This is a genomic window from Kangsaoukella pontilimi, from assembly GCF_009830125.1.
GTDB classification, from domain to species: Bacteria; Pseudomonadota; Alphaproteobacteria; order Rhodobacterales; family Rhodobacteraceae; genus Kangsaoukella; species Kangsaoukella pontilimi.
The window spans coordinates 179,750-202,295 of sequence record NZ_WUPT01000003.1; the positions used below are offsets into that span (position 1 = coordinate 179,750).

23 protein-coding genes are annotated in these 22,546 nt (G+C 65.7%); 12 read left to right on the forward strand and 11 right to left on the reverse strand.

The genetic code is table 11. From position 1 onward, the window contains the following. Positions 1-26: 26 nt before the first annotated feature. Complete coding sequence (locus tag GQ651_RS16405) at positions 27-779, forward strand: SDR family oxidoreductase (protein WP_160765360.1); 753 nt, start codon at positions 27-29, stop codon at positions 777-779. Then, a complete protein-coding gene (locus GQ651_RS16410) occupies positions 776-1,390 on the forward strand; it encodes an enoyl-CoA hydratase/isomerase family protein (RefSeq protein ID WP_160765361.1) in 615 nt (204 codons plus the stop codon). Before GQ651_RS16405 ends, GQ651_RS16410 begins: the two co-directional genes overlap by 4 nt. On the opposite strand, the gene GQ651_RS16415 is transcribed toward GQ651_RS16410, so the two are convergent. Further along, positions 1,387-1,752 (reverse strand): SpoIIAA family protein, encoded by a 366-nt coding sequence (locus tag GQ651_RS16415; RefSeq protein WP_160765362.1) that lies wholly within the window; start codon positions 1,750-1,752, stop codon positions 1,387-1,389. The genes GQ651_RS16410 and GQ651_RS16415 overlap by 4 nt on opposite strands. Positions 1,753-1,818: 66 nt before the next feature. Continuing rightward, positions 1,819-2,118, reverse strand: coding sequence for an HNH endonuclease (locus GQ651_RS16420; RefSeq protein WP_160765363.1), 300 nt, complete (start codon positions 2,116-2,118; stop codon positions 1,819-1,821). Here GQ651_RS16420 and GQ651_RS16425 point away from each other — a divergent pair. Then, positions 2,117-3,328: a TIGR03862 family flavoprotein gene (locus GQ651_RS16425; RefSeq protein ID WP_160765364.1), complete on the forward strand. Its 1,212-nt coding sequence runs from the start codon at positions 2,117-2,119 to the stop codon at positions 3,326-3,328. The genes GQ651_RS16420 and GQ651_RS16425 overlap by 2 nt on opposite strands. Here GQ651_RS16425 and GQ651_RS16430 read toward each other — a convergent pair. From GQ651_RS16430 to GQ651_RS16450, 5 genes are all read right to left on the reverse strand, one after another. Next, positions 3,320-4,237 carry a glutathione S-transferase family protein gene (locus tag GQ651_RS16430; protein WP_160765365.1) on the reverse strand — a complete coding sequence of 306 codons (918 nt, stop codon included), beginning with the start codon at positions 4,235-4,237 and terminating at the stop codon, positions 3,320-3,322. The genes GQ651_RS16425 and GQ651_RS16430 overlap by 9 nt on opposite strands. Positions 4,238-4,468: 231 nt before the next feature. Next, on the reverse strand, positions 4,469-5,491 hold the full coding sequence (gene holA / locus GQ651_RS16435; RefSeq protein ID WP_160765366.1) for a DNA polymerase III subunit delta: 1,023 nt from the start codon (positions 5,489-5,491) through the stop codon (positions 4,469-4,471). 7 nt (positions 5,492-5,498) lie between these two features. After that, complete coding sequence (gene lptE, locus GQ651_RS16440; RefSeq protein WP_160765367.1) at positions 5,499-5,984, reverse strand: LPS assembly lipoprotein LptE; 486 nt, start codon at positions 5,982-5,984, stop codon at positions 5,499-5,501. After that, complete coding sequence (leuS, locus tag GQ651_RS16445) at positions 5,971-8,532, reverse strand: leucine--tRNA ligase (protein ID WP_160765368.1); 2,562 nt, start codon at positions 8,530-8,532, stop codon at positions 5,971-5,973. Before leuS ends, lptE begins: the two co-directional genes overlap by 14 nt. Positions 8,533-8,604: 72 nt before the next feature. Next, positions 8,605-9,144, reverse strand: a complete 540-nt coding sequence (locus GQ651_RS16450; RefSeq protein WP_160765369.1) for a DUF3576 domain-containing protein — start codon at positions 9,142-9,144, stop codon at positions 8,605-8,607. 242 nt (positions 9,145-9,386) lie between these two features. Here GQ651_RS16450 and GQ651_RS16455 point away from each other — a divergent pair, with 242 nt between their 5' ends. Next, on the forward strand, positions 9,387-10,265 hold the full coding sequence (locus tag GQ651_RS16455) for a porin (RefSeq protein WP_160765370.1): 879 nt from the start codon (positions 9,387-9,389) through the stop codon (positions 10,263-10,265). Positions 10,266-10,357: 92 nt separating this feature from the next. Next, positions 10,358-11,011: a YggS family pyridoxal phosphate-dependent enzyme gene (locus GQ651_RS16460; protein ID WP_160765371.1), complete on the forward strand. Its 654-nt coding sequence runs from the start codon at positions 10,358-10,360 to the stop codon at positions 11,009-11,011. Between the two features lie 399 nt (positions 11,012-11,410). Here the strand turns inward: GQ651_RS16460 and GQ651_RS16465 are convergent, their stop codons facing one another. Both GQ651_RS16465 and ribA read right to left on the reverse strand, forming a co-directional pair. Continuing rightward, complete coding sequence (locus GQ651_RS16465; RefSeq protein ID WP_160765372.1) at positions 11,411-11,920, reverse strand: L,D-transpeptidase family protein; 510 nt, start codon at positions 11,918-11,920, stop codon at positions 11,411-11,413. Further along, entirely contained in the window at positions 11,917-12,993 is a 1,077-nt protein-coding gene (gene ribA, locus GQ651_RS16470) for a GTP cyclohydrolase II (protein ID WP_160765373.1), read from the reverse strand. Before ribA ends, GQ651_RS16465 begins: the two co-directional genes overlap by 4 nt. Before the next feature lie 162 nt (positions 12,994-13,155). Between ribA and GQ651_RS16475 the strand changes: the two genes are divergently transcribed. Beyond that, a complete protein-coding gene (locus tag GQ651_RS16475; protein ID WP_160765374.1) occupies positions 13,156-13,845 on the forward strand; it encodes a response regulator transcription factor in 690 nt (229 codons plus the stop codon). Positions 13,846-14,050: 205 nt separating this feature from the next. On the opposite strand, the gene GQ651_RS16480 is transcribed toward GQ651_RS16475, so the two are convergent. After that, positions 14,051-14,890, reverse strand: coding sequence for a universal stress protein (locus GQ651_RS16480; protein WP_160765375.1), 840 nt, complete (start codon positions 14,888-14,890; stop codon positions 14,051-14,053). A gap of 191 nt (positions 14,891-15,081) precedes the next feature. Here GQ651_RS16480 and ccoN point away from each other — a divergent pair, with 191 nt between their 5' ends. Genes ccoN through ccoP form a run of 4 tightly spaced genes read left to right on the forward strand, consistent with a single transcriptional unit; the run spans position 15,082 to position 18,571 of the window. Next, on the forward strand, positions 15,082-16,680 hold the full coding sequence (gene ccoN, locus GQ651_RS16485; protein WP_160765376.1) for a cytochrome-c oxidase, cbb3-type subunit I: 1,599 nt from the start codon (positions 15,082-15,084) through the stop codon (positions 16,678-16,680). Between the two features lie 12 nt (positions 16,681-16,692). Next, positions 16,693-17,475, forward strand: coding sequence for a cytochrome-c oxidase, cbb3-type subunit II (ccoO, locus tag GQ651_RS16490; RefSeq protein WP_160765377.1), 783 nt, complete (start codon positions 16,693-16,695; stop codon positions 17,473-17,475). Positions 17,476-17,489: 14 nt separating this feature from the next. Next, the gene (locus GQ651_RS16495; RefSeq protein ID WP_160765378.1) at positions 17,490-17,678 is read left to right on the forward strand and encodes a cbb3-type cytochrome c oxidase subunit 3; all 189 of its coding nucleotides are present in this window, start codon (positions 17,490-17,492) and stop codon (positions 17,676-17,678) included. Continuing rightward, entirely contained in the window at positions 17,675-18,571 is an 897-nt protein-coding gene (ccoP, locus tag GQ651_RS16500; protein ID WP_160765379.1) for a cytochrome-c oxidase, cbb3-type subunit III, read from the forward strand. The genes GQ651_RS16495 and ccoP overlap by 4 nt, the downstream gene beginning before the upstream one ends. A 133-nt stretch (positions 18,572-18,704) precedes the next feature. On the opposite strand, the gene GQ651_RS16505 is transcribed toward ccoP, so the two are convergent. Further along, positions 18,705-19,625 carry a LysR substrate-binding domain-containing protein gene (locus GQ651_RS16505; RefSeq protein ID WP_160765380.1) on the reverse strand — a complete coding sequence of 307 codons (921 nt, stop codon included), beginning with the start codon at positions 19,623-19,625 and terminating at the stop codon, positions 18,705-18,707. A 216-nt stretch (positions 19,626-19,841) separates the two neighbouring features. Between GQ651_RS16505 and GQ651_RS16510 the strand changes: the two genes are divergently transcribed. Both GQ651_RS16510 and GQ651_RS16515 read left to right on the forward strand, forming a co-directional pair. Continuing rightward, the gene (locus GQ651_RS16510) at positions 19,842-22,130 is read left to right on the forward strand and encodes a putative monovalent cation/H+ antiporter subunit A (protein WP_227258312.1); all 2,289 of its coding nucleotides are present in this window, start codon (positions 19,842-19,844) and stop codon (positions 22,128-22,130) included. After that, a complete protein-coding gene (locus tag GQ651_RS16515) occupies positions 22,127-22,546 on the forward strand; it encodes a Na+/H+ antiporter subunit B (RefSeq protein ID WP_160765381.1) in 420 nt (139 codons plus the stop codon). The genes GQ651_RS16510 and GQ651_RS16515 overlap by 4 nt, the downstream gene beginning before the upstream one ends.

The window sequence follows — 22,546 nt, forward strand, 5'->3', positions numbered from 1 at the left end:
CGCACTAAGGCGAAAGAGAGGCATAAATGACGGTTTCTGGCAAAACTGTGATGATCACCGGGGCAAGCCGCGGCATCGGGGAATCGGCCGCGCGTATCTTTGCCGAGGCAGGCGCGAATGTCGTGCTGCTGGCGCGGAGCCGCGACAGTATCGACCGGATCGCCGCCGAGATCGGGGACACCGCGCTGGCCGTTCCTTGCGACGTCGCCTTCTACGGTGCGGTCACCGATGCAGTCGCCGCTGCTGAAGACGCGTTCGGTCCGGTGGACGTGCTGATCAACAACGCAGGCGCCGTCGAGCCGATTTCGCACCTTGCCACGTCGGATCCCGACGACTGGGGAAATGTCATCGATATCAACCTGAAGGGCGTTTATTACGGGATGCGCGCGGTCCTGCCGGGCATGATCGAACGGGGCGGCGGCACGATCCTGACGATCTCTTCCGGCGCGGCGCACGGCCCCGTCGAGGCATGGTCGCATTACTGCGCGTCCAAGGCGGGTGTGGCGATGCTGACCCGCATGGTCGATCTGGAAAACGCCAAGGACGGTATCCGTGCCATCGGCCTTTCGCCCGGCACGGTCGCCACCCAGATGCAGCGCGAGATCAAGGCCTCCGGCATCAACCGGGTGAGCCAGCTCGACTGGTCCGATCACATTCCGCCCGAATGGCCGGCGAAGGCGCTTCTGTGGATGTGCGGCGCCGAAGCCGAAGAGTTCACGGGGCAGGAAATCTCGCTTAGGGACGAGGATATCCGCCGCCGCGTCGGTCTGATCGAGTGATCACATTCGACGTCAGAGATGCCCGCGCCGTCATCACGCTGAACCGGCCCGATAAGGCCAATGCGCTGACGGCGGCGATGCTGGGCGATCTTGTGGGCAGAGTGGGCGAGGCCGCTGCACGCGAGGATGTCCACGTGATGGTCCTGACCGGCTCGGGCCGCGTCTTCAGCGCCGGCGCGGATCTGGACGAGGTGCGCGCGGGGACGCTGGCCAAAAGCCCGCTCTGGGAAGCGCTCTCGGGCGCGGTCGCGGCCTGTCCCGTCCTGACCATCGCGGCGCTGAACGGCTCGCTTGCCGGGGGTGCCATGGGCATGGCGCTGGCCTGCGATATCCGCGTCGCGGTACCTGAAGCGCGGTTCTTCTATCCGGTGATGAAGATGGGCGTTCTGCCGCAACCCTCGGACCCCGCGCGGCTGGCGGCGCTGGTCGGGCCGGCGCGCGCGAAACTGCTGCTGATGGGGGCCGAGAAGATCGACGCCGAGACGGCCCTGGCATGGGGTCTGATCGACAGGGTCGACCCCGACCCCCTTGCTGCCGCCACGCGCCTGAGCGAGGCGGCGGCAAGCGCGGGCCGCGACCACGTGGTCGCGGTCAAGGCAGCGACGCGCTAGTCGGGGTCGGCAACCCAGTCCCGCGCCTCGTCGAGCTTGTCCATCGGGAAGACCCGGATGGTGAGCGGCATCACCATCGCCGCCGCGCCGGTCATGAAACTGATCCACGGGATGTCCGAGACGACGGCCGCGTGGCTGATATCCTTCAGGTGCTTGATGTCGAATTTCATCCCGTCGAAGATCGTCGTCGGGTCGAAACCGTCGAACCGCTCGATCACTTCCAGCAAGCGCACTGTGCCGTGCCGTTCGATAAAGGCCTCGAGCTTGGGGATGATCTGGTTCATGTCGTTCTCGGTCACGCGCCCGACGACGCGGAGTTCGACCACCGGAAGCGTGTCGTCTTCTGAATAAATGCAGGCCATGTGGGTTCCCTTCCTGTGTTTCATGGGAAGGTTAGCGGGATCGGGCACCCTGGGCTTTGATCTTGATCATCTGCCGCCCCGCCGTTTGCCCGGCGTCTTCGAGATAAAGCCCGGCGGGCGGCGTTGAACCCATCTGATGAACGCGGCCAGCCTTGGGTGCTCGCGGAGCGCCCCGATCGTGTGATAGGAGCGCGCAAGCTCGGTTTCCGACAGCGTGGCGTGGATCTCGTTGTGGCAAATCTGATGCAACAGAACGGTCGGCCCGCCCTTGCCGCCCCGGAGTTTGGGCACAAGGTGGTGCTGGCTCTGGCGGACATGCTCCGGGATGGGCCGGTCGCAGAGGGGACAGACGGGATCGTCACTCATGGCGGATGAGACTGGCGCGAAGGGCGCGGAAGACAAGACCGGTGCGCTGGTGATCGGCGGCGGCCCGGCGGGGCTGATGGCCGCCGAGGTGCTGTCGGCCGCAGGCCTGCCGGTGGTCGTGGCCGACGCCATGCCGAGCGTCGGGCGCAAGTTCCTGATGGCGGGCAAGTCGGGGCTGAACCTGACCAAGGACGAGGGCCTGCCGAATTTTTTGCCGCGCGTTTCCACTCGGGCGCTGGACGGCGCATTGACCGGGTTTGGTCCCGCCGAGGTCATGGCGTGGGCCGAGGGGCTGGGCCAGCCGCTCTTCACCGGTTCGACGGGGCGGGTTTTTCCGAAGGCGATGAAGGCGTCACCGCTTCTCCGCGCTTGGCTCGCCCGGCTCGAGGGGCAGGGCGTCGAGCTGCGCACCCGCTGGCGCTGGACCGGGTGGGACGGGGACGCCTGTTTGTTCGAGACGCCAGAGGGCGCGCGCCTCGTCAGGCCCCGCGTGACGGTTCTGGCCCTTGGCGGGGCAAGTTGGCGGCGGCTTGGTTCGGACGGGGCGTGGTCGGGTGTGCTTGCCGCGGATGGCCATGCCGTCGTTCCGTTCAGGCCCGCGAATATGGGCTTCCGGGTGGACTGGTCCGATCACATGGCGCGCCATTTCGGGACGCCGGTGAAGGGCACGCGGCTGGTCGCGGGCGACGAGATGAGCCGTGGCGAATGGGTCGTGACCGCGAAGGGCATCGAAGGCGGCGGCGTCTACGAGGTCTCGCGCGCACTTCGCGAGGGGGCTACGCTGACCGTCGACCTGGCTCCGGACCTCGACGTCGAGACGGTGACGGCGCGCATCGCCCGCCCGCGCGGCAAGGCGAGCCTGTCCAATCACCTCCGCCGGGTGCTGAAGCTATCGCCCGTCGCGCGGGCCTTGCTGACGGAATGGGGGCGGCCGCTGCCGGACGATCCGGCCCGGCTCGCCGCTCTGATCAAGGCCTTGCCCGTCGGTCTGAAGGGCCCTCTCGATATGGACGGGGCGATCTCGACCGCGGGCGGCGTCTCGTGGGAGGCGCTGGATGGTCTGATGCTGAAGGCGCGTCCCGGCACGTTCGTCGCGGGCGAGATGCTGGATTGGGAGGCGCCCACGGGCGGGTATCTTCTGACGGGGTGTTTCGCGAGCGGAAAGGCTGCGGGAGAACAGGCGATCGGCTGGCTCGGCCGGTCAGAGTGACCAGTCGATGGCGGGTCCCGCAGGCACGATGCCAAGCGGGTTCCTGAGCTCCGACGGCGAGAAGTAGCCCCGCTTGTAGATGTCGAAATGCACCGTCCCGGCAACGCCCGGCATATGATAGATGCGCCGCGCGTAGTGCCAGAGGTTCGGGTAGTCGGTCAGCCGCCGGATGTTGCACTTGAAGGCATAGTGATAGGCGACGTCGAAGCGGGCCAACGTCGGGAAGAGCCTGAGATCGGCCTCGCTGAAGCTGTCGCCCGCCAGCCAGTCCCGCCCGTCCAGATGCGCCTCGATCCGGTCGAGCGTGTCGAAGACCTCATTGACCGCACGGTCATACGCCTCCTGGGTGCGGGCGAAACCGGCGCGGTAGACGCCGTTGTTGACGGTCCTGTAGATGAGGTCGTTCCAGCCATCGATCTCGTCCCGATGTGGCTCGGGATAAAGGTCCGGCCCCTGACCGAACGCGGCCAGCATCCGCACGATCTCCGCGCTCTCGTTCGAGACGATGCGGCCCGTCTTCTTGTCCCAGAGGACCGGGACGGTGAGGCGCCCGGTATAGGCGGGGGTCTGGCGGGCATAGACCTCGTGGAGCGCGCTCACGCCCAGAAGCGGGTCCGAATACGCGCCCGCCTCGTCATAGACCCAGCCGTTCTCGGTCCGGCGGGGCTTTGCGACCGAGATGGAGATCGCGTCTTCCAGGCCCAGGATGACGCGGGTCAGAAGCGCCCGATGCGCCCAGGGACAGTTCCACGCGACATAGAGGTGATAGCGCCCCGGCTCGGGCCGATAGGGACCGTCCCGCGAGATCCAGTCCCTTATATCCGCCGCCGCGCGCTTGAACTCGCCGCCCACGGTGGTGTCCGGGCCGGGGTCGTCCTTGTGAAATTTACCGTCGATCATCACGCCCATGGGCGGAACATAGGGCGGCCGGACGCCGAAGGCGATGCACAGCGCCTGTTTGCAGGTTCGGTTTCGCCCGGCTTCGCCGATCGACCGACCGGGGGAGCGCTGCTCCCCCGGACCCCCTCGGAGTATTTTTGAAAAGAAGAAGGAATGAGACTGAAGACAATTTGATTCAAATTTTTGCTTCTTCTGTTGAGAAATACTTCGGGGAGCGCGAGGGGCTGGCCCCTCGCCGGCTTAACGCCGCCCCATCCAGGCGAGCTTGAGAAGCGCCCGCTCCATCACCGCCATCTCGGGCACCGTTGCGGTGGACCGGAGCGTCAGGTCGGTGTCGAGGAGAAGCGTCAGCGCGCGTTCCAGCTTGACCATTCCCCAATGCGATGCCTGCCGCTGGATACGGTCGCGGCGGGGGCCGAAGACCGGCGGGCGGAGCTTGCCGATGCCCGCGCCCGGCCCGCCCGGATCGGCGGCGACCATGTGGAGCGTCCGGAAATGGCGGGTTGCGGCGATGCAGAGGCTGACGGGTGTCGCGCCCTGAGCGGCCAGACGCCGGAGAACGGGTCCCACTTCATGCGCCTTGCCGTCGGCGGCGATGGCGATCACGTCGTCCACGCCCGCCTCGATCGAGGCCGGCGCCATCAGCGCGATCTCGTCCGGGGTCAGTGGCGTCTCGTCGCCGAGCTTGTAGAGCGCGACCTTTTCCAGCGTCTGCCGGAAGTCGCCCGGATCGAGGTCGCGGGCGAGCGCTGTCAGCGTTTCCATCGCGTCGAGGGGGATGCGCTCCAGCCCGGCGGATTTGAGCGCGGCCTCGATCTCGGCCCGGCCGGGCGGGTCGTCATAGATGCCCGTGGCATAGGCGTGGGGGGCGTCTTCGAAGAGCTTTCGGAGTTTCGACTTTGCGGCCAGTTGCCCGGCGGTGACGATGATCGCCGCGTCGCCCGCTTGCCAGTCGCCAAGCGCGGTGCCGATGACCTCCGACAGCCCGTCGCCCGCGTCCTCGACGAAGGCGACGCGCGGGCCGGGGAAGAAGCCCTGCGCCTTGATCGCATCGAGAAGGAGCGCGCCGTCCTTTCGGAGGTCGGCGGCGGAAATGCGGGTGAGGCGCATTTCCTCTTCGCCCTCCGGCCCGACCAGCGCCTTGATGACTTCCTGCCGTCTCAGCGCCACGCGCATGGCGTCCTGCCCGTAGATCAGAAGACCGGCTTTGGACGGGTCGGGCTTGGCGAAATAGGCGGGCGCGTCGCGGGTCGAGAGCTTCATGGCGCCCTCATGCGTCCGCGGGAAAACGGGCGAGAAGGTCGGCGGTGATCCGGTCGGCAAGGCTGACCATCAGCCGTCGCCGCGCGTCGCGCTGCGCGGCGATGGTGGCCACGGTGGTGGATGTGGCGGAATAGCTGGTGAAACTACGCTCGCTGCCAGAGAGCGCGAGGCCGCCATCGGAGAGCCGGATCAGGCGCCAGTCGACGCGGCCCTCGACATTGTAGCGGCTGATCGAACCGTCCGGCAGAAAGCCGAGCGCCTCTTCCGAAAGGTAGATCCCCGCCTCCAGCCGATACTCGGCGGCCTGTCCGCGGCCAAGACGCTCTTCCAGCCGCCGGACGAGGGAAAAGCCCTCTTCGTCGGAGGGCACCGCGACATCGATCCGCCCGCGCAGCCCCTCGGCCGCGCCGCCCGGCCCGTAGGCCGGCTGGAAGCCGCAGCCTGCCAGAAGGACAAGCCCGGTCAGAATGGCTCTGCGGTCAAATGACGACATTCACGATGCGCCCCGGCACGACGATCAGCTTTTTCGGCGCGCGCCCGTCGAGCGCCCGCGCCACAGCATCGTCGGCAAGGGCGAGCTTTTCAACCTCTGCCTTGTCGGCGTCCTTCGAGACGGTGATCTCGGAGCGGCGCTTGCCGTTGATCTGGATCGGCAGCGTCACCGTGTCCTCGACCAGATAGGTGGCGTCGGCCACGGGCCAGGCCGCATCCGCGATCAGCCCTTCGCCGCCCTGCATCGACCAGACCTCTTCGGCCAGGTGCGGGGTCATGGGCGACATGAGCTGCGCCAGCGTCATCACCGCCTGCCGCCGCGCTGCGCGGCCCGCCTTGGCCCGGGCGAGCGTGTTGGTGAAGGCGTAGAGCTTGGCGATGGCCGCGTTGAAGCCGAAGCTTTCGATGCCCTTAGTCACATCGTCGATGGCCTTGTGCATCTCTTTCAGAAGCGCCTCGTCATCCGAGCCGGTGTCGTTCCCTTCCGCGATGTCCGCCGACAGGCGCCAGACGCGGGCGAGGTGCTTGTTCGCGGCCTCGGCCCCGGCAGAGGTCCATTCGACGTCGCGCTCGGGCGGGCTGTCGGACAGGACGAACCAGCGGGCGGTGTCCGCGCCGTAGCGGTCGATGATGTCCATCGGGTCCACGACGTTGTTCTTGGACTTGGACATCTTGGCGGACGGGATGATCTCGACTTCGGTGCCGTCTTTCAGGAAGCCCTTGCCGTCCTTCAGATCGACATCTTCGGGGTAGTGATAGACGGGGCGGCCATCCGGGCCGGTGGTCTTGTAGATCGCGTGGGTCACCATCCCTTGCGTGAAAAGCGCGTCGAAGGGCTCGATCGCGCTCTCCGGCAGGTGGCCGCAGATATGCATCGCGCGGGCGAAGAAGCGCGAGTAGAGCAGGTGCAGGATCGCATGTTCGATGCCGCCGATATACTGGTCCACGTTCATCCAGTATTCGGCCTCGGTCATGTTAGTGGGCGTCTCGGCACGGGGCGCGGTGAAGCGCGCGAAGTACCAGGACGAATCGACGAAGGTGTCCATCGTGTCGGTCTCGCGCCGGGCGGGCTTGCCGCAGGACGGGCAGGGGACGTCGCGCCATGTCGGGTGCCGGTCGAGCGGGTTGCCCGGCACGTCGAAGGTCACGTCGTCGGGAAGCTGGACGGGCAGGTTTTCCTTCTTCTCGGGCACCACGCCGCAGGCGTCGCAATGGACGACCGGGATCGGGCAGCCCCAGTAGCGCTGACGCGACAGGCCCCAATCGCGGAGGCGGAACTTGGTCACGCCGGTGCCCCAGCCCTCTTTCTCGGCGCGGTCGATGGCGGCGTCCACGGCGGCCTCGCCGGTCATCGCCTCGCCGCCCGCGATGGGCAGCAGGTAGCGCACCGTCTCGGGCTTGGGCGGCACATAGGCCGGGCCGCCGTCTTCGGGCAGGATGAACGTACCGGCCTCGCCCATGGCAGGCGCGAAGGTCGAGATCACCGGCAGGTCGTATTTCCGGCTGAAGTCCAGGTCGCGCTGGTCATGGGCCGGGCAGGCGAAGATCGCGCCGGTGCCGTAATCCATCAGGATGAAGTTCGCGATCCAGACCGGCAGCTCCCATGTGGGATCGAGAGGGTGCTTCACCTTGAGCCCTGTGTCGAAGCCCAGCTTCTCGGCCTTCTCCAGTGCCTCTTCGGTCGTGCCGCCCTTCTGGCATTCCGCGCGGAAGGCCGCGACCGCCTCGTTCGTCTCGGCCAGCTCCTTGGCCAGCGGGTGATCGGGCGAGATGCCGACGAAGCTTGCCCCCATCAGCGTGTCGGGACGGGTGGTGTAGACCTCGATCGGGTCGCCGCCATCCACACTCTCGAAGGCGAATTGCAGACCGCGCGATTTGCCGATCCAGTTCCGCTGCATCAGCTTCACCTTCTCGGGCCAGTCGTCCAGCCCGTCGATGGCGTCGAGCAGTTCTTCCGAGAAATCGCTGATCTTGAAGAACCACTGGGTCAGTTCGCGGCGTTCGACCTCTGCGCCCGAGCGCCAGCCTTTGCCGTCGATCACCTGCTCGTTCGCCAGAACGGTCATGTCGACCGGGTCCCAGTTCACGGTGGCGTTCTTGCGGTAGACCAGACCCTTTTCCATGAAGTCGATGAACATGGACTGCTGCTGGCCGTAATACTCGGGGTCGCAGGTGGCGAACATCCGCGACCAGTCGAGCCCGAAGCCCAGAGGCTTCATCTGCGCGACCATCGTGTCGATATTCCCATAGGTCCAGTCCTTGGGATGACCGCCCGACGCCATCGCGGCGTTCTCGGCGGGCATCCCGAAGGCGTCGAAGCCCATCGGGTGCAGCACGTTATGGCCAGTCGATTTCTTGTAGCGCGCGATCACGTCGCCCATCGTGTAGTTCCGCACATGCCCGATATGGATGCGCCCCGACGGATAGGGGAACATTTCCAGCACGTAGTACTTGGGCTTGTCGCCCGAGCGCGTGGCGCGGAAGGTGAGGGCCTCGTCCCAGGCCTTTTGCCATTTCGGTTCGATGGTCTTCGTGTCGTAGCCTGACATTATATCGTCTCTCGGATGAAAAAGGCCGGGTCAGTGCCCGGCCAGCGTCTTAAGCACCGGGGCGCGGAAGGTCTATAGATTGAGGTCGCGAATCCGTAGCTGCCGGGCGCGGGTCAGGATCGCATCCTCGACAGCACGAACCGTTTCGGTCGACGCCGGGCCGGACCGGGTGGCGAGTGCCACGGTCAGCGAACGCGCCTCGAGCGCCGGGTCGCGGACAAAGATCGTCGCGCGGTAGGCCCGGCCGCCCCCCGGCGGAGTGCCGTAGCCGGTCACGATCACGCCGGTGAAAGGGTCTGCCGATTGCAGCGGCAGAAAGTTCAGAATGTCGAGCGAGGCGTTCCAGAGGTACTTGTTGACCTCGATCGTGGTGTCGGGGTCGTCGATATTCACGAAGAGATCGGCCAGCGTCGAGCGCTCCAGATCATCCTGCGGCGTACCCGACTCAAGCAGGTCCTGAACCTCGCGGTCGGCGGCGGATTCGCCCGTCCGGTTAGAAGTCCCGTTACCGCCGAACATGCCGCACCCGGCCAGAACCAGCGCAAGTGCCAGCACCGCCGCCGGTTTTCCGATCCGGGCAAGCTGCCGGCCGAGAGCCCCCTGAACGCCCATGAACCCGTCCTTTTCACTGTTTTCGCATGAGTATCCGAGCGTCTGAGGCGCCTCAAGGCTTTTCGCCGCCCGTATGGAATCGGCGCGCTTTCGCTACTGTGGCAAAGCTGCACCACGGACAGGGAGTCTGGGGGCGCTCTGGCGGGGCGTATTGCAATCCGGGGGGCGTGGAGAGAAATACGGTCCCAATCAGTTCGGTGCGACCGAATTGAGACGCACCTTTTACACACGAGGGAAAAAAGATGAAAAAGGTTCTTCTGGCTTCGACCGCTCTGGTCCTTTCGGCTGGCGTTGCTGCCGCCGACGTAGCCGTTTCCGGCGACGGCCGCATGGGTGTCGCTAACAACTTCACCGGCGATCTCGTCTTCTCCAGCCGTATTCGTATCGCGTTCTCGGCTTCGGGCGAAACCGACGGCGGCCTGTCGTTCGGCGGCTCGATCCGCGCTGACAACGCCGGCGGCGGCGAAGGCGGCACCGCTGGTTCGGTCTTCATCGAAGGCGCGTTCGGCAAGCTCTCGATGGGCGATGTCGACAGTGCTGCTGAAGCAGCCGTTGGCGACGTTTCCGGCGTTGGCTATCAGCTCGCTGGCCGTCAGGAATCGATCTATATCGGCGGTCCTGCAACGGCAGCTCTGTACGAGTACTCGGCCGGTGACCTCTCGGTCTACCTCGGTGCCGGTCAGCAGGAAACTGGCAACGACAGCGTGAGCGTTGGTCTCGCCTATAGCTTCGGCAACTTCGGTGTTTCGGCCGGCTACGAAACCAACGACTCTGTTGGCGCCGCCCCGGACACGGCCACCAATGTTGATCACATCATTCTTGGCGCGACCGCCGCGTTTGGTGATGCGACGCTGAAAGTCATCCACGGCATGGCTGATTTTGACGGCGGCGACGCTGATCAGACCGCTGTTTCGCTCGATTACGTCATGGGCGCGACGACCATTACCGCCATGTACTACGACGAGTCGGAATTCGGCGCTCTCGGCTCTGGCGAAGGCTTCGGCCTTGGTGTTGCATACGACCTCGGCGGCGGTGCGACCCTCAAAGCTGGTTACATTTCCGACGAAACCGATGGCGCGACCGAAGACGGTTTCGACCTCGGCATCAACATGTCCTTCTAATCCCTACGGGATTGGTTGAATGGGAAGAGCGGGCCTTGCGCCCGCTCTTTTCTTTTTGGCAGAAGGGCGCGTGACCAACAGGAGCGCGTGCCATGGGCCTCAAGGACATCACCGACCGGATCGCCGCCGCCTGCGACCGTCACGGGCGCAAGCCCGATGACGTCACGCTGATCGCCGTCTCGAAGGTGCAGCCGCTGGAACGGGTCGAGGCAGTGCTGAACGAAGGCCACCGTATCTTCGGCGAAAACCGCGTGCAGGAGGCCGAGGGCAAATGGCCCGCCTTCAAAGAACGTTTCGACGGGATCGAACTGCACCTGATCGGCCCCCTGCAGTCGAACAAGGTCCGGCCTGCGCTCAAACTTTTCGACGTCATCCACACGGTCGACCGGCCGAAACTCGCCCGCGCCATCGCCCGCATCGCGGAAGAAGAGGGCCGGATGCCGGCGGTCTTCGTTCAGGTGAACACCGGCGACGAGGACCAGAAGGCCGGGGTCTCGGTGGACGAGGCCGACGCCCTGATCGCGCTTGTCCAAGAACTGGGCCTGCCGCTGAAGGGCCTGATGTGCATCCCGCCGATCGACGAGCCCGCCAGCCTGCATTTCGCGCTTCTCGCCAAGATCGCCGCGCGAAATGGGCTGACCGGCCTCTCCATGGGCATGAGCGGCGATTTCGAAGAGGCCATCGCCCAGGGCGCGACACATGTCCGCGTCGGCTCGGCCATCTTCGGGGAACGGGACTACGGCTAGAAGCAAGGACAGCGTGACGCCCGCCGGCACCCCCCGGCTGATCGCAATGCGCTCCCCGTGCCAAGGCCCCGCTCCGTCCGGGTATGCGCCCGCCTGACCCGCGGCCACTATGAAGTCTCAGGTCACAACGCCTCCCCAGGCACGCTGCTTTCAACCCGGGCCGCCGTGAAGATCAACGCGCACGCCTTCTCTAATTGTTGGGTCCGGAAGAGCCTCCAGCCTTCGGTGTGGGGGGATCGGCTTTCGCTGTCGCACCCTGACCGGTATCGAACGCGCACCCATTCAGGACAGCGCGCGCCCCTTCCCCTTTCTTTGGGTCCGAAAAATCCTCGGGGGGTGAATTCGCGCGGGCACGCGCGAAGAGGGGGGCAGACAGCCCCCCCTGCCCACCGCGACGCGTCAGCGGCGCAAACCCTCGTCCACGATCAGTCGCGTCCCGAACCCGATCCGGGCCGCGATCCAGCGCAGGTGGTCGGGGCGAAAGGCCACGCAGCCCTCCGTCGGCGCACCGGGGCGCCGCCAGCGGTGCAGGAATATCGCCGATCCCTTCCCGTGTTCGGCAAAGGGCCAGTTCCAGTCTGTCAGAATCACCAGATCGTAGAGCGGATCGGCGCGGCGAAGCGTCTCGGCTCTGGCGGGGAAGGGCGCGCGCACCATCAGGTTGTAATCCTCGTAGCCCGGATCGTCGCACCAGAGGTCGCCGGGACGGATCGGCAAAGCCCAGTCGGCGGGGCGCGCCATGCGGTCCGGCCGGTAGAGCATTCCGACGATCCGGTGGACCCCGGCAGGCGTCGCGCCGTCGCCTTCGCGCTTGTCGGCCCGGACGCCGCCCCGGCCGAGCGTCGCCGGAAAGACCCGGCCCTGAAACCGCACACCCCGCGGGGTCAGGACAAGGTCGCCGGGCGTCACAGGATGTGACCCGATTTCTTGGCCTTCACATCGAGATACTTCTCGTTCAGCGGATTGAGTCCGACGGCCAGCGGCACGCGCTCGGTGACGGCGATGCCATGGGCCTCCATCATCCGCACCTTTGCCGGGTTGTTCGTCATCAGCCGGACTGAGGAAAAGCCGAGCCGCTTGAGGATGTCGGCGCCCGTCCGGAAATCGCGCTCGTCATCCTCGAAACCCAGCCGGTGGTTCGCCTCGACCGTGTCGAAGCCCTGATCCTGAAGCGAATAGGCGCGCATCTTGTTGGCAAGCCCGATCCCCCGCCCTTCCTGGCTGAGATAGAGGAGCACGCCCTCGCCCTCGCGCCCCATCGCGGCCAGCGCCGAGTGCAGTTGCGGGCCGCAGTCGCATTTGAGCGAGCCCAGGACATCGCCGGTGAAACAGGCCGAGTGCAGCCGGGCCAGCACGGGCTTGTCGCGGGGCGGGCGGCCGATCTCGCAGACGAAATGCTCCTCGCCCCCGTCGCCGGGGCGGAAAACGTGGACACGGCCCTTTTCCGACACCGACAGCGGTACCCTGCCCGAGACGACCTCCCGATGCGGCACGGGCTGGTCGAGAAGGGCCGCCGTCGCGTCTGCATCCAGTACCGTCAGGCCGGGCAGGTCCGCCGTGACCGGCGTGACCACCAGCGCGGCAGGCAGGAGATGCGCGGATTTCGCCAGCCGGAGCGCCGTGCGGTGCAGGTCCGCCGCGCCCTCGCGCCCGGCCTCGAAAGGGCCTTTCATCGGGTGGGCGAGATCGGTTGCCGGATCCGCGACCGAGGCGACCCAGTCCGCGCCCGCGTCTCCGGGCAGCTTCAGCCTTGCCAGATCGCCGTCATAGGGCCGCGCGCGCAGCGTCTCGGCCCGCCAAGACGTTATCGCCAGCGTCGCCGGGCCAAGCGCCCGCGCTTCGGCCAGCCGATCGGCCGAAATCCCTTCGGCGGCGAGGACCAGCGCCCGGACGTCGCCCGAGGCGAGCACGACCGGCAACCCGAGCCGAAGATCGGTGCGGGCGCGGGCAAGGCGTTCGGTCGGGGTCGGGATCAGGGTCATTCGGGCGCATGTTCCGGCATTCAGCCCATGTAGACCCGTTTTGACCGGATTTGAAACATTTCAGCCCTGTCCGACACGAGCGCGTGAAAAACTGCAGCAAATCTTGCAGGGGCTGGTCCGACTGCGCATCTCAGCCGTATCCTGCACGGAGGAAATTTGAAAATGGCGCAGACATTGAAACGTATTCTTCTCGTCGATGACGACGACGACCTGCGCGAGGCGCTGGGCGAACAGCTTGTGATGACCGAGGATTTCGACGTCTTCGAAGCGGGCAACGGCTCGGAGGCGATGGCCCAGGTCAAGGCGGGGCTGTTCGATCTGGTGATCCTCGACGTGGGTCTGCCCGATACCGACGGTCGCGAGCTCTGCCGGGTGCTGCGCAAGCACGGCGTGAAATGTCCGATCGTGATGCTGACCGGCCACGACACCGATTCGGACACGATCCTCGGGCTCGATGCGGGCGCGAACGATTACGTGACGAAGCCGTTCAAGTTCCCCGTTCTTCTGGCCCGCATCCGGGCGCAGCTTCGCCAGCACGAGCAGTCCGAAGACGCGGTCTTCCAGCTTGGACCGTACACGTTCCAGCCGGCGCAGAAGCTTTTGGTGACGGAAGACGACAAGAAGATTCGTCTGACCGAGAAAGAGACCAATATCCTGAAATTCCTCTACCGCGCGTCGGAAGGGGTGGTGGCCCGCGATGTGCTGCTGCACGAGGTCTGGGGATACAATGCCGGGGTCACGACCCACACGCTCGAGACGCATATCTATCGGCTGAGACAGAAAATTGAACCGGATCCGTCCAATGCGCGTTTGCTGGTGACGGAATCGGGTGGCTATCGCCTGGTTGCCTGACCGAAGAAATCCCGTTTCTACGTCCGGGTCATGGCGTGGAACCTCCCTGTTGGACTGGCCGGGCCCTGCGCCCGGCCTTTTTTTGGTTTGCGCCGCGGGCTTCGCCCCCGTCGCGGTGGGCCGGTTTTCGGGGAAAACCGGCGGGGGCTCCGCCCCCCTTGGCCTTCGGCCAATTCACCCCGGGATATTTCCGAACAGGCGAAGATCAGTGCGCCATCAGGACCGGGATCGTCGCGCCTTCGAGCATGTTGCGGGTGGCGCCGCCGAGGATCGCCTCGCGGAAGCGGGAATGACCGTAGGCGCCCATGACCACCATGTCCGCGCCAGTCTCGCCCACGTGGCGGGAGATCACGTCGGAAATGCGCGGCATGGTGCGTGATAGCACCGTGATCTCGGCATGGATGCCGTGACGCGAGAGAACCTCGGCCAGGTGGCCGCCCGGGTCGGAGCGGTCGGGGTCGTGTTCCGGCGGGTCGATCACCGTGATTTCGACGGTCTTGGCGGTCTTGAGAAGCGGGAGTGAGCCGCGGATGGCCGCAAGCGCCTCTGCGGACTGGTTCCATGCGAGGAGCACACGTTCGGGCCTGACCGGCGGGGTGGCGCCGTCGGGCAGGATCATCACGGGCGTGCGGGTCGAGAAGAGCGCGGCTTCGACCACCGCGACGTCCTCGGCTGTGCGACCGGCCCCATAGGGTGCGGGCAGCACAACCATGTCGGCGAGACCGCCATGTCGTGCCACGATCTGGCCCATTGCGCCGATCTGCGCCGCTGCTGCCATGACGGCCCAGGGGCAGTCGCGGAGGCGGAGCGCGTCGCGGCTGGCCGCTTCGGCGGCCTTGGCGTCGTCTATGGCGTCCTGCATCGAGGTCTGGATCGCGACGGCGGCGGCTCCGGCGTAATAGGCGCCCGGCTGGAGCCTGTCGGTGCCGAGGGCCAGCACATCGAGATGCGCGCCCCAGGCTTCGGCAAGCGTCGCGGCGGCGTCGAGGAGCGCCGTGTCGCGGTCCTTGTGGCGCATGACGGTCACGAGCGTTTTGTAGGACATCTATCCTTCCTCCCTTGCTTCGTTTCGCTCCCAGCATCAGGTGCGAGACGGGGACATGTCCTTGCGCGGAATCAAGAAACTCGCGCCGAGCGGTTGACATGGATCAAGGCATCGACACGGCCCGGCGGCGAGAACGAGCGTGACCCGGGGCGCCTTTTGCGTGCCGGTCTAAAGAACGAGGGACCGGACATATGACAGATTATGTCAAACTGATCGCACTGGGCGCGATCGCGCTTTTCGCGGCCATCGCCGCGAACTTTGCGCGCGATCTGGCCTATCAGGTGCATGCCGTTTTGATCATGGCCATTTCGGGTGGCCTTTTCCTGTGGGTGCTGAGGGGCATCGACGAGCCGAAAAAAGCCATCGACCAGACCGAGTACATGGACGATGTCATCCGCGCAGGCGCCGTGGCCACCGCCCTTTGGGGCGTCGTCGGCTTTCTGGTGGGCGTGGTCATCGCGTTTCAGCTCGCCTTTCCGGCGCTGAACCTGGAATGGGCGCAGCCATATGCCAATTTCGGCCGGCTTCGTCCGCTGCATACAAGCGCGGTGATCTTTGCCTTCGGGGGCAACGCGCTGATCATGTCGTCCTTTTATATCGTGCAGCGCACCAGCGCGGCGCGGCTTTTCGGCGGCAACCTGGCGTGGTTCGTCTTCTGGGGCTACCAGCTGTTCATCGTGCTGGCGGCGACCGGGTACCTTCTTGGTGCGACGCAATCGAAGGAATACGCCGAGCCGGAATGGTATGTCGACCTCTGGCTGACCATCGTCTGGGTGGCCTTCCTGCTGGTCTTCCTCGGCACGATCCTGAAGCGCAAGGAGCCCCACATCTATGTGGCGAACTGGTTCCTTCTCTCGTTCATCGTCACCGTCGCCATGCTGCACGTGGTCAACAACCTGTCGATCCCGGTCTCGATCTGGGGCTCGAAGTCGGTGCAGGTCTTCGCCGGCGTGCAGGATGCCATGACGCAGTGGTGGTACGGCCACAACGCCGTGGGCTTCTTCCTGACGGCGGGCTTCCTCGGCATGATGTATTACTTCGTGCCGAAGCAGGCCGAGCGGCCCGTCTACAGCTACAAGCTGTCGATCATCCACTTCTGGGCGCTGATCTTCCTCTATATCTGGGCGGGTCCGCACCACCTGCATTACACCGCGCTGCCGGATTGGGCCTCGACCCTTGGCATGGTGTTCTCGGTCATCCTGTGGATGCCCAGCTGGGGCGGCATGATCAACGGCCTGATGACGCTTTCGGGTGCATGGGACAAGCTGAGAACAGACCCGATCATCCGCATGATGGTCGTCTCTATCGGCTTCTACGGCATGTCGACCTTCGAAGGCCCGATGATGTCGATCAAGGCGGTCAACAGCCTGAGCCATTATACCGACTGGACCATCGGGCACGTGCATTCCGGTGCGCTCGGCTGGAACGGGATGATCACCTTCGGCGCGCTTTACTTCCTGGTGCCGCGTCTCTGGCAGCGGGCGAGCCTCTACAGCCTGCCGGCGGTCAACTGGCACTTCTGGCTCGCGACCATCGGCATCGTTCTCTACGCGGCCTCGATGTGGGTCACCGGGATCATGGAAGGCCTGATGTGGCGCGAAGTCGACGCCAACGGTTTCCTGGTCAACAGCTTTGCCGACACGGTGGACGCCAAGTTCGTCATGTACGTGGTCCGCGCATTGGGCGGTGTCATGTACCTGACCGGTGCGATCATCATGTGCTGGAACCTGTGGATGACGGTCCGCTCCGCGCCTTCGCGCGAAGTCAGCGCCGCCGTTCCGGCCGAATAAGGAGGCTTGAAAATGGCTACTCAGAACCAAACCGCAGACGCCTCCGAACCGAAGGCAGCCGTGAAAAAGGGCGGCATCCTCGACAAGCACAAGGTGCTTGAGAAGAATGCGACCCTTCTCCTGGCCTGCTCGTTCCTCGCCGTGACCGTGGGGGGCATCGTCGAGATCGCGCCGCTCTTCTACCTTGAGAACACGATCGAGGAAGTGGAAGGCGTGAGACCCTACAGCCCGCTCGAACTGACGGGACGCGAGGTCTACATCCGCGAGGGCTGCTACGTGTGCCACAGCCAGATGATCCGTCCCATGCGGGACGAGGTCGAACGGTACGGGCACTACAGCCTTGCCGCCGAGTCGATGTACGACCACCCGTTCCAGTGGGGGTCCAAGCGGACCGGGCCGGACCTTGCCCGTGTCGGGGGGCGCTATTCGGACGAATGGCACGTGGACCACTTCACCGACCCGCAGTCGGTTGTGCCGGAAAGCGTGATGCCGAAATACGCCTTCCTGAAGGACCGGCTGATAGACGGCGCGCATATCGACGAGCTGATGTCGGTCCATGCCTTCGTGGGCGTGCCCTACACCGAGGAGATGATCGAGACCGCGAAGGCCGACTTCAAGGTGCAGACCGATCCGTTTGGGGACATCGACGGGCTTCTCGAACGCTATCCGGGGGCGCAGGTGCGCAACTTCGATGGCGAGCCGGGCGTGTCCGAGATGGATGCGCTGATCGCCTATATGCAGATGCTCGGCACGCTGGTCGATTTCTCGACCTTCGAAGCCGACGCAAGCCGGTAAGGGGAGGAGGACCGATGGACACCTATTCCCTTCTGCGCGAGATCGCCGACAGCTGGGTTCTGCTGGCGCTCTTCGCCTTCTTCATCGGGGCATGTCTCTGGGCTTTCCGGCCCGGAAGCCGCGCGGTTCACCGCGACACCGCCTCGATCCCCTTCCGACATGACGACCGCCCGGCAGCCGCCGGCGAGGAGGCCGAGAGATGAGCCAGAACGACGACGACCAAAAGACGAACGAACTGGGCTATGGCACGACGGGCCATAGCTGGGACGGGATCGAAGAGTGGAACAACCCCATGCCCAAGTGGTGGGTGTGGACCTTCTGGGCGACGGTGGTCTGGGGCATTCTCTATACCATCGCCTACCCGGCATGGCCCTTGATCGAGCGCGCCACACCGGGCATCCTCGGTCAGTCGACCCGCGCCGACGTGGCCGCCGATATCGCGGCGGTGAACGAGCGGAACGCCAGCCTGAACGAGGCGCTGGCCGGGATCGATCTGACCACGCTGGCCGACGATGCCGACCTCCATGGTTATGCCGTGAACAAGGGCCGGTCCGTCTTCCTGAACAACTGCTCACAGTGCCACGGCGCGGGTGCAGCGGGTGTGCAGGCGGCGGGATACCCGAACCTGCTGGATGACGCCTGGCTCTGGGGCGGGCAGATCGACGAGATCGCCTATACCGTGTCGCATGGCATCCGGAACGAGCAGTCGCTCGATGCGCGGTGGTCGGAGATGCCGGCCTTTGGCGAAATCCTCGGGGAAGAGGAAATCGCCGGCGTCGTGCAGTATGTCCGCCAGATCTCGGGTCAGGAGCATGAGGCGGCGCTGGCCGCGGCGGGCGCCGAGACGTTCCTCAACGAGTGCGCGTCCTGTCACGGCGAGCAGGGGATGGGCGACCAGTCGCTCGGCGCGCCGAACCTGACGGACGCGATCTGGCTTTATGGCGGGTCGGTCGAGACGCTGACCGAAACGGTGGTCAACGCCCGTTTCGGCGTCATGCCTGCCTGGAACGAAGAGTTCCGGGGCGCCAACGGCCTGACGGATGCCGAGATCAACGCGGTCGCGGCCTATGTCCACCAGTTGGGCGGCGGCCAATAGAACAGCGGGCCGCCCGCCAGATCGGGCGGCCTGAAGATAGACTGGCTCCCGGTTCCTGTTCGCGCGTTTTCTCGGGGTGCTGGTCTTGCAAGGCGGCGGTGTCGAAAGGCACCGCCGTCCCATTTTCGGGGGATCAGGACAGAAGCTGCACCTCGGGCACGTCGCGCCCGAGGATGTCGCGGACATGGTCCGCCAGCGTCTCGAAGGTGCTTTCCCGCGCCGCCCCCTGCCGCCAGATCATGCCGATGGCGCGGGATGGCGCATCCGCCGCGAAAGGGATGGCGCGCACCAGCGTCTCGCGCGCGACCTCGGAGCGGACATAGAGCGCGGGCATCAGCGAGATGCCGATCTCCATCGCCACCATCTGCCGGAGCGTGTCGAGGCTGGTCCCTTCGTAGTCGTGGCTGAGACGCGCGCCGTAGCGGGCCGACACGTCGCGCACCTGTTCGTAAAGCCGGTGACCGGCCTCCAGCGTCAGAAGCGTTTCGCCGGACAATTCGTCGCCCTGGACCGCGTCCCGGTGGCTGAGCGGGTGGTCGCGGGGCGCGACGACCAGAAGCGGTTCGTCGAACAGCGGCGCGATCCTGAGGTTCCGCCGCTCGACCGGGAGCGGGAAAAACAGGAAATCGAGCGTGCCCTCTTCCAATTGGTCGAGAAGCGGGGCGGGCAGACCCTCGCGGATGTAGAGCCTGAGGTCGGGCTCGCGTTCGTGGATATCCGGCACGATCAGCGGCATCAGGTAGGAGCCGAGCGACTGCACCACGCCAAGGCGAAGCGTGCCACCCATCGGATGCGCGTCATGACGTGCGATGGCGCGGATATCCTCGACATCGCCAAGGATGCGGCGGGCGCGGCGGACGATCTCGCGCCCCGTCGGCGTCAGGACGATAGCGCCCGAGCCGCGCTCGATGAGGGTCGCGCCGAGGCGCAGCTCAAGCTCCTTGATCTGGGCGGACAGGGTGGGCTGCGTCACGTTCGACACCTCGGCCGCGCGGCGGAAATGCCGCTGGTCCGCGACGGCGACGAGGTATTTGAGCTGTTTGAGCGTCGGCATGGGGAGATTGATAGTTTTTATCTATCGAACTGTCGATAAGTTTCGATTTTACCAATCGCATTCGCGACCCCATATCCCACCCATCATGACCGACCTATTTGTTTCAGCGCCGCTTCACAGCCGCCGCGTCCCTTGGCGCGAGGGGCTGCCGGTCTACGTCCGGCACGAAGGACAGCGGCCATCGGGCAGATCGGTGCAGGGAACGGCACGGCAGACATGAGCGCGGCGAAGAACGACATGCCCCCCGCCGGCGCGGGGCAGGCGATGGCCGGCTGGCTGTCGGTCGCGATCGCCGCGTCGCTTTTCGCGTGGTTCTGGCAGGCGCTGGGTCCGGTCGCTGCGGGCGAGGTCATCCGCTACAGCTTCGACTGGGTGCCCTCGGCGGGGATCGCGGTCAGCTTCCTGATCGACGGACTTTCGCTGACCTTCGCGCTGCTGATCTCGGGCATCGGCGCACTGGTCATGCTCTATTCGACCAAATACCTGGCCGGACACGAGCATTTCGCGCGCTTCTTCCTGTATCTGACGCTTTTCATGGGCGCGATGCTGGGGCTTGTCCTGGCCGACAACCTGCTGACGCTTTTCGTCTTCTGGGAGCTGACCTCGATAACCTCGTACCTGCTGATCGGCTTCACCCATTCGAGCGCGGAGAGCCGCCGCTCGGCATTGCAGGCGCTGCTGGTCACCGGTGCGGGCGGGCTGGCGCTCTTGGCGGGCATGATCCTGTTGGGCGTGGCGGCAGGCACCTATGAGCTGTCCGAGATCCGGGCGGGCGACGTGGCGATCACGGAGCACGCCCTTTACCTGCCCATTCTGATCCTGTTCCTTCTGGGCGCCTTCACCAAGTCGGCGCAGATCCCGTTCCATTTCTGGCTGCCCAACGCCATGGCCGCGCCGACGCCGGTGTCGGCCTATCTGCACTCGGCCACCATGGTGAAGGGCGGTGTTTACCTTCTGGCGCGGATGCACCCGACGCTGGGAGGCACCGATGTCTGGTTCTGGACGCTGGCCATCGCGGGCGCGGCCACGGCTGTCTTCGCCTCGCTGATGGCGGTCAAGCAGACGGACCTGAAGCAGATCCTCGCCTACACCACGCTGATGGCGCTTGGCACGCTGACGATGTTCCTGTCCTCGGACGAGGGCTATGCGATCACGGCGGCGATGCTGTTCCTGATCGTACACTCGCTCTACAAGGCCGCGCTGTTCCTCGTCGCAGGGATCGTCGACCACGAGACCGGCACCCGCGAAGTGGACCGGCTGGGCGGGTTGAGACGGTTCATGCCGATCACCGCCGCTGCCGCAGCGCTGGCGGCGCTGTCCATGGCCGGTCTGCCGCCGCTTCTGGGCTATATCGGCAAAGAGGTGATCTATGCCGCCTCGATCAAGATGGACGCGGCGTGGTTTGTGACCGCCGCCGCCATGGCCGCCAATGCGCTGATGATCGCGGCGGCGGGGATCGTGGCGTTCCGCCCGTTCTGGCGGGGTGAGCACGCGACGCCGATGACACCTCATGAAGGTCCGTGGCGGATGCTGGCCGGTCCGGTTCTGCTGGCGGCGCTCGGTCTCTTGTTCGGGCTGGTGCCGGGGCTGATCGCGGGTCCGCTGGTGGATCAGGGTGTTAAGGCCATCTCGGACGGCGCGGCGAAACCGGCCGAGCTGAAGCTCTGGGCGGGCGTCAACCTGCCCCTGTTCCTATCGGTCGCGACCATCGCGCTCGGTGTGGCCCTTTATGCCGGTCACGAGCGGGTGCGGTCCGCGCTCCGGTCCATGGGCGAGGCCGCGCCGTCCTTCGACCGGGGCTGGGACCGGGTACTCGACGGTCTGAAAGGGCTGGCCGCTTGGCAGACGCGTATCCTGCAATCGGGCGTGATGCGGGTCTATGTCTATACCGTGTTCGTCACGCTTCTGGTTGCGGTCGGCGGGACGCTGATTTGGACCGGCGCGTTCAGCGGGTTGCCCGACGTACCATTCGCAGAGCTTCAGGCCAAGCACTGGGGCGTCGTCTTCCTGATCGTGGTGGGCACGGCGGTGACGACGATCACCAACAGCCGGGTCGCCGCCATCACGGGTCTTGGCGCGGTGGGCGTGGGCGTCGCCATCATCTTCATCGTCTTCGGTGCGCCCGACGTCGCGATCACGCAGCTTCTGGTGGAGACGCTGGTGGTGGTCCTGTTCGCGGTCGCCGCGCTGCGTCTGCCGCATATGAAGCGCGAGGACGGCTTCCCGAACCGCAAGCTGGACGCGCTTCTGGCCACGGCTATAGGCGCGGTGGTCACGGCCATCATGGTCACGATCACGAGCGGGCCGATCAACCGCCGCCTGACCGAGTATTTCGAGAGCGCGGCGTGGACAGAGGCCTATGGCCGGAACATCGTCAACGTGATCCTCGTCGACTTCCGCGCGCTGGATACCTTCGGCGAGATCGCGGTGGTCGCGGTGGCCGGCATTGCCGCATGGTCACTGCTCAAGGGGCCGAAATCCGATGAGACGGAGGAGACGCGATGAATTCGGTTATCCTCCGCGCCGCGGCCCGTCTGCTGGTCGGTCTGCTGCTGGTCTTCTCGGTCTTCATGCTGCTTCGCGGCCATAACGAGCCGGGCGGCGGGTTCATCGGCGGGCTTCTGGGCGCGGTGGGTTTCATCGTCTACGCCATCGCCTGCAGCACGGACGAGGCGCGCGAGGCGTTGCGCGTCCCACCGGAAAAGATCGCCCTCTTCGGGCTTGGCGTGGCGCTGTTGTCGGGGCTTGCCTCGATGCTCTTCTCGGACGACCCGTTCACCGGCCAATGGCTGTTCCTCGGTGCGACCGAAGACGACAAGGGGCTGCCGCTGTCCACGGTGCTGGTCTTTGACATCGGTGTGTACCTTGTCGTGATGGGTGCGATCCTGACGCTGGTCTTTGCGCTGGAAGAGGAGATCTGA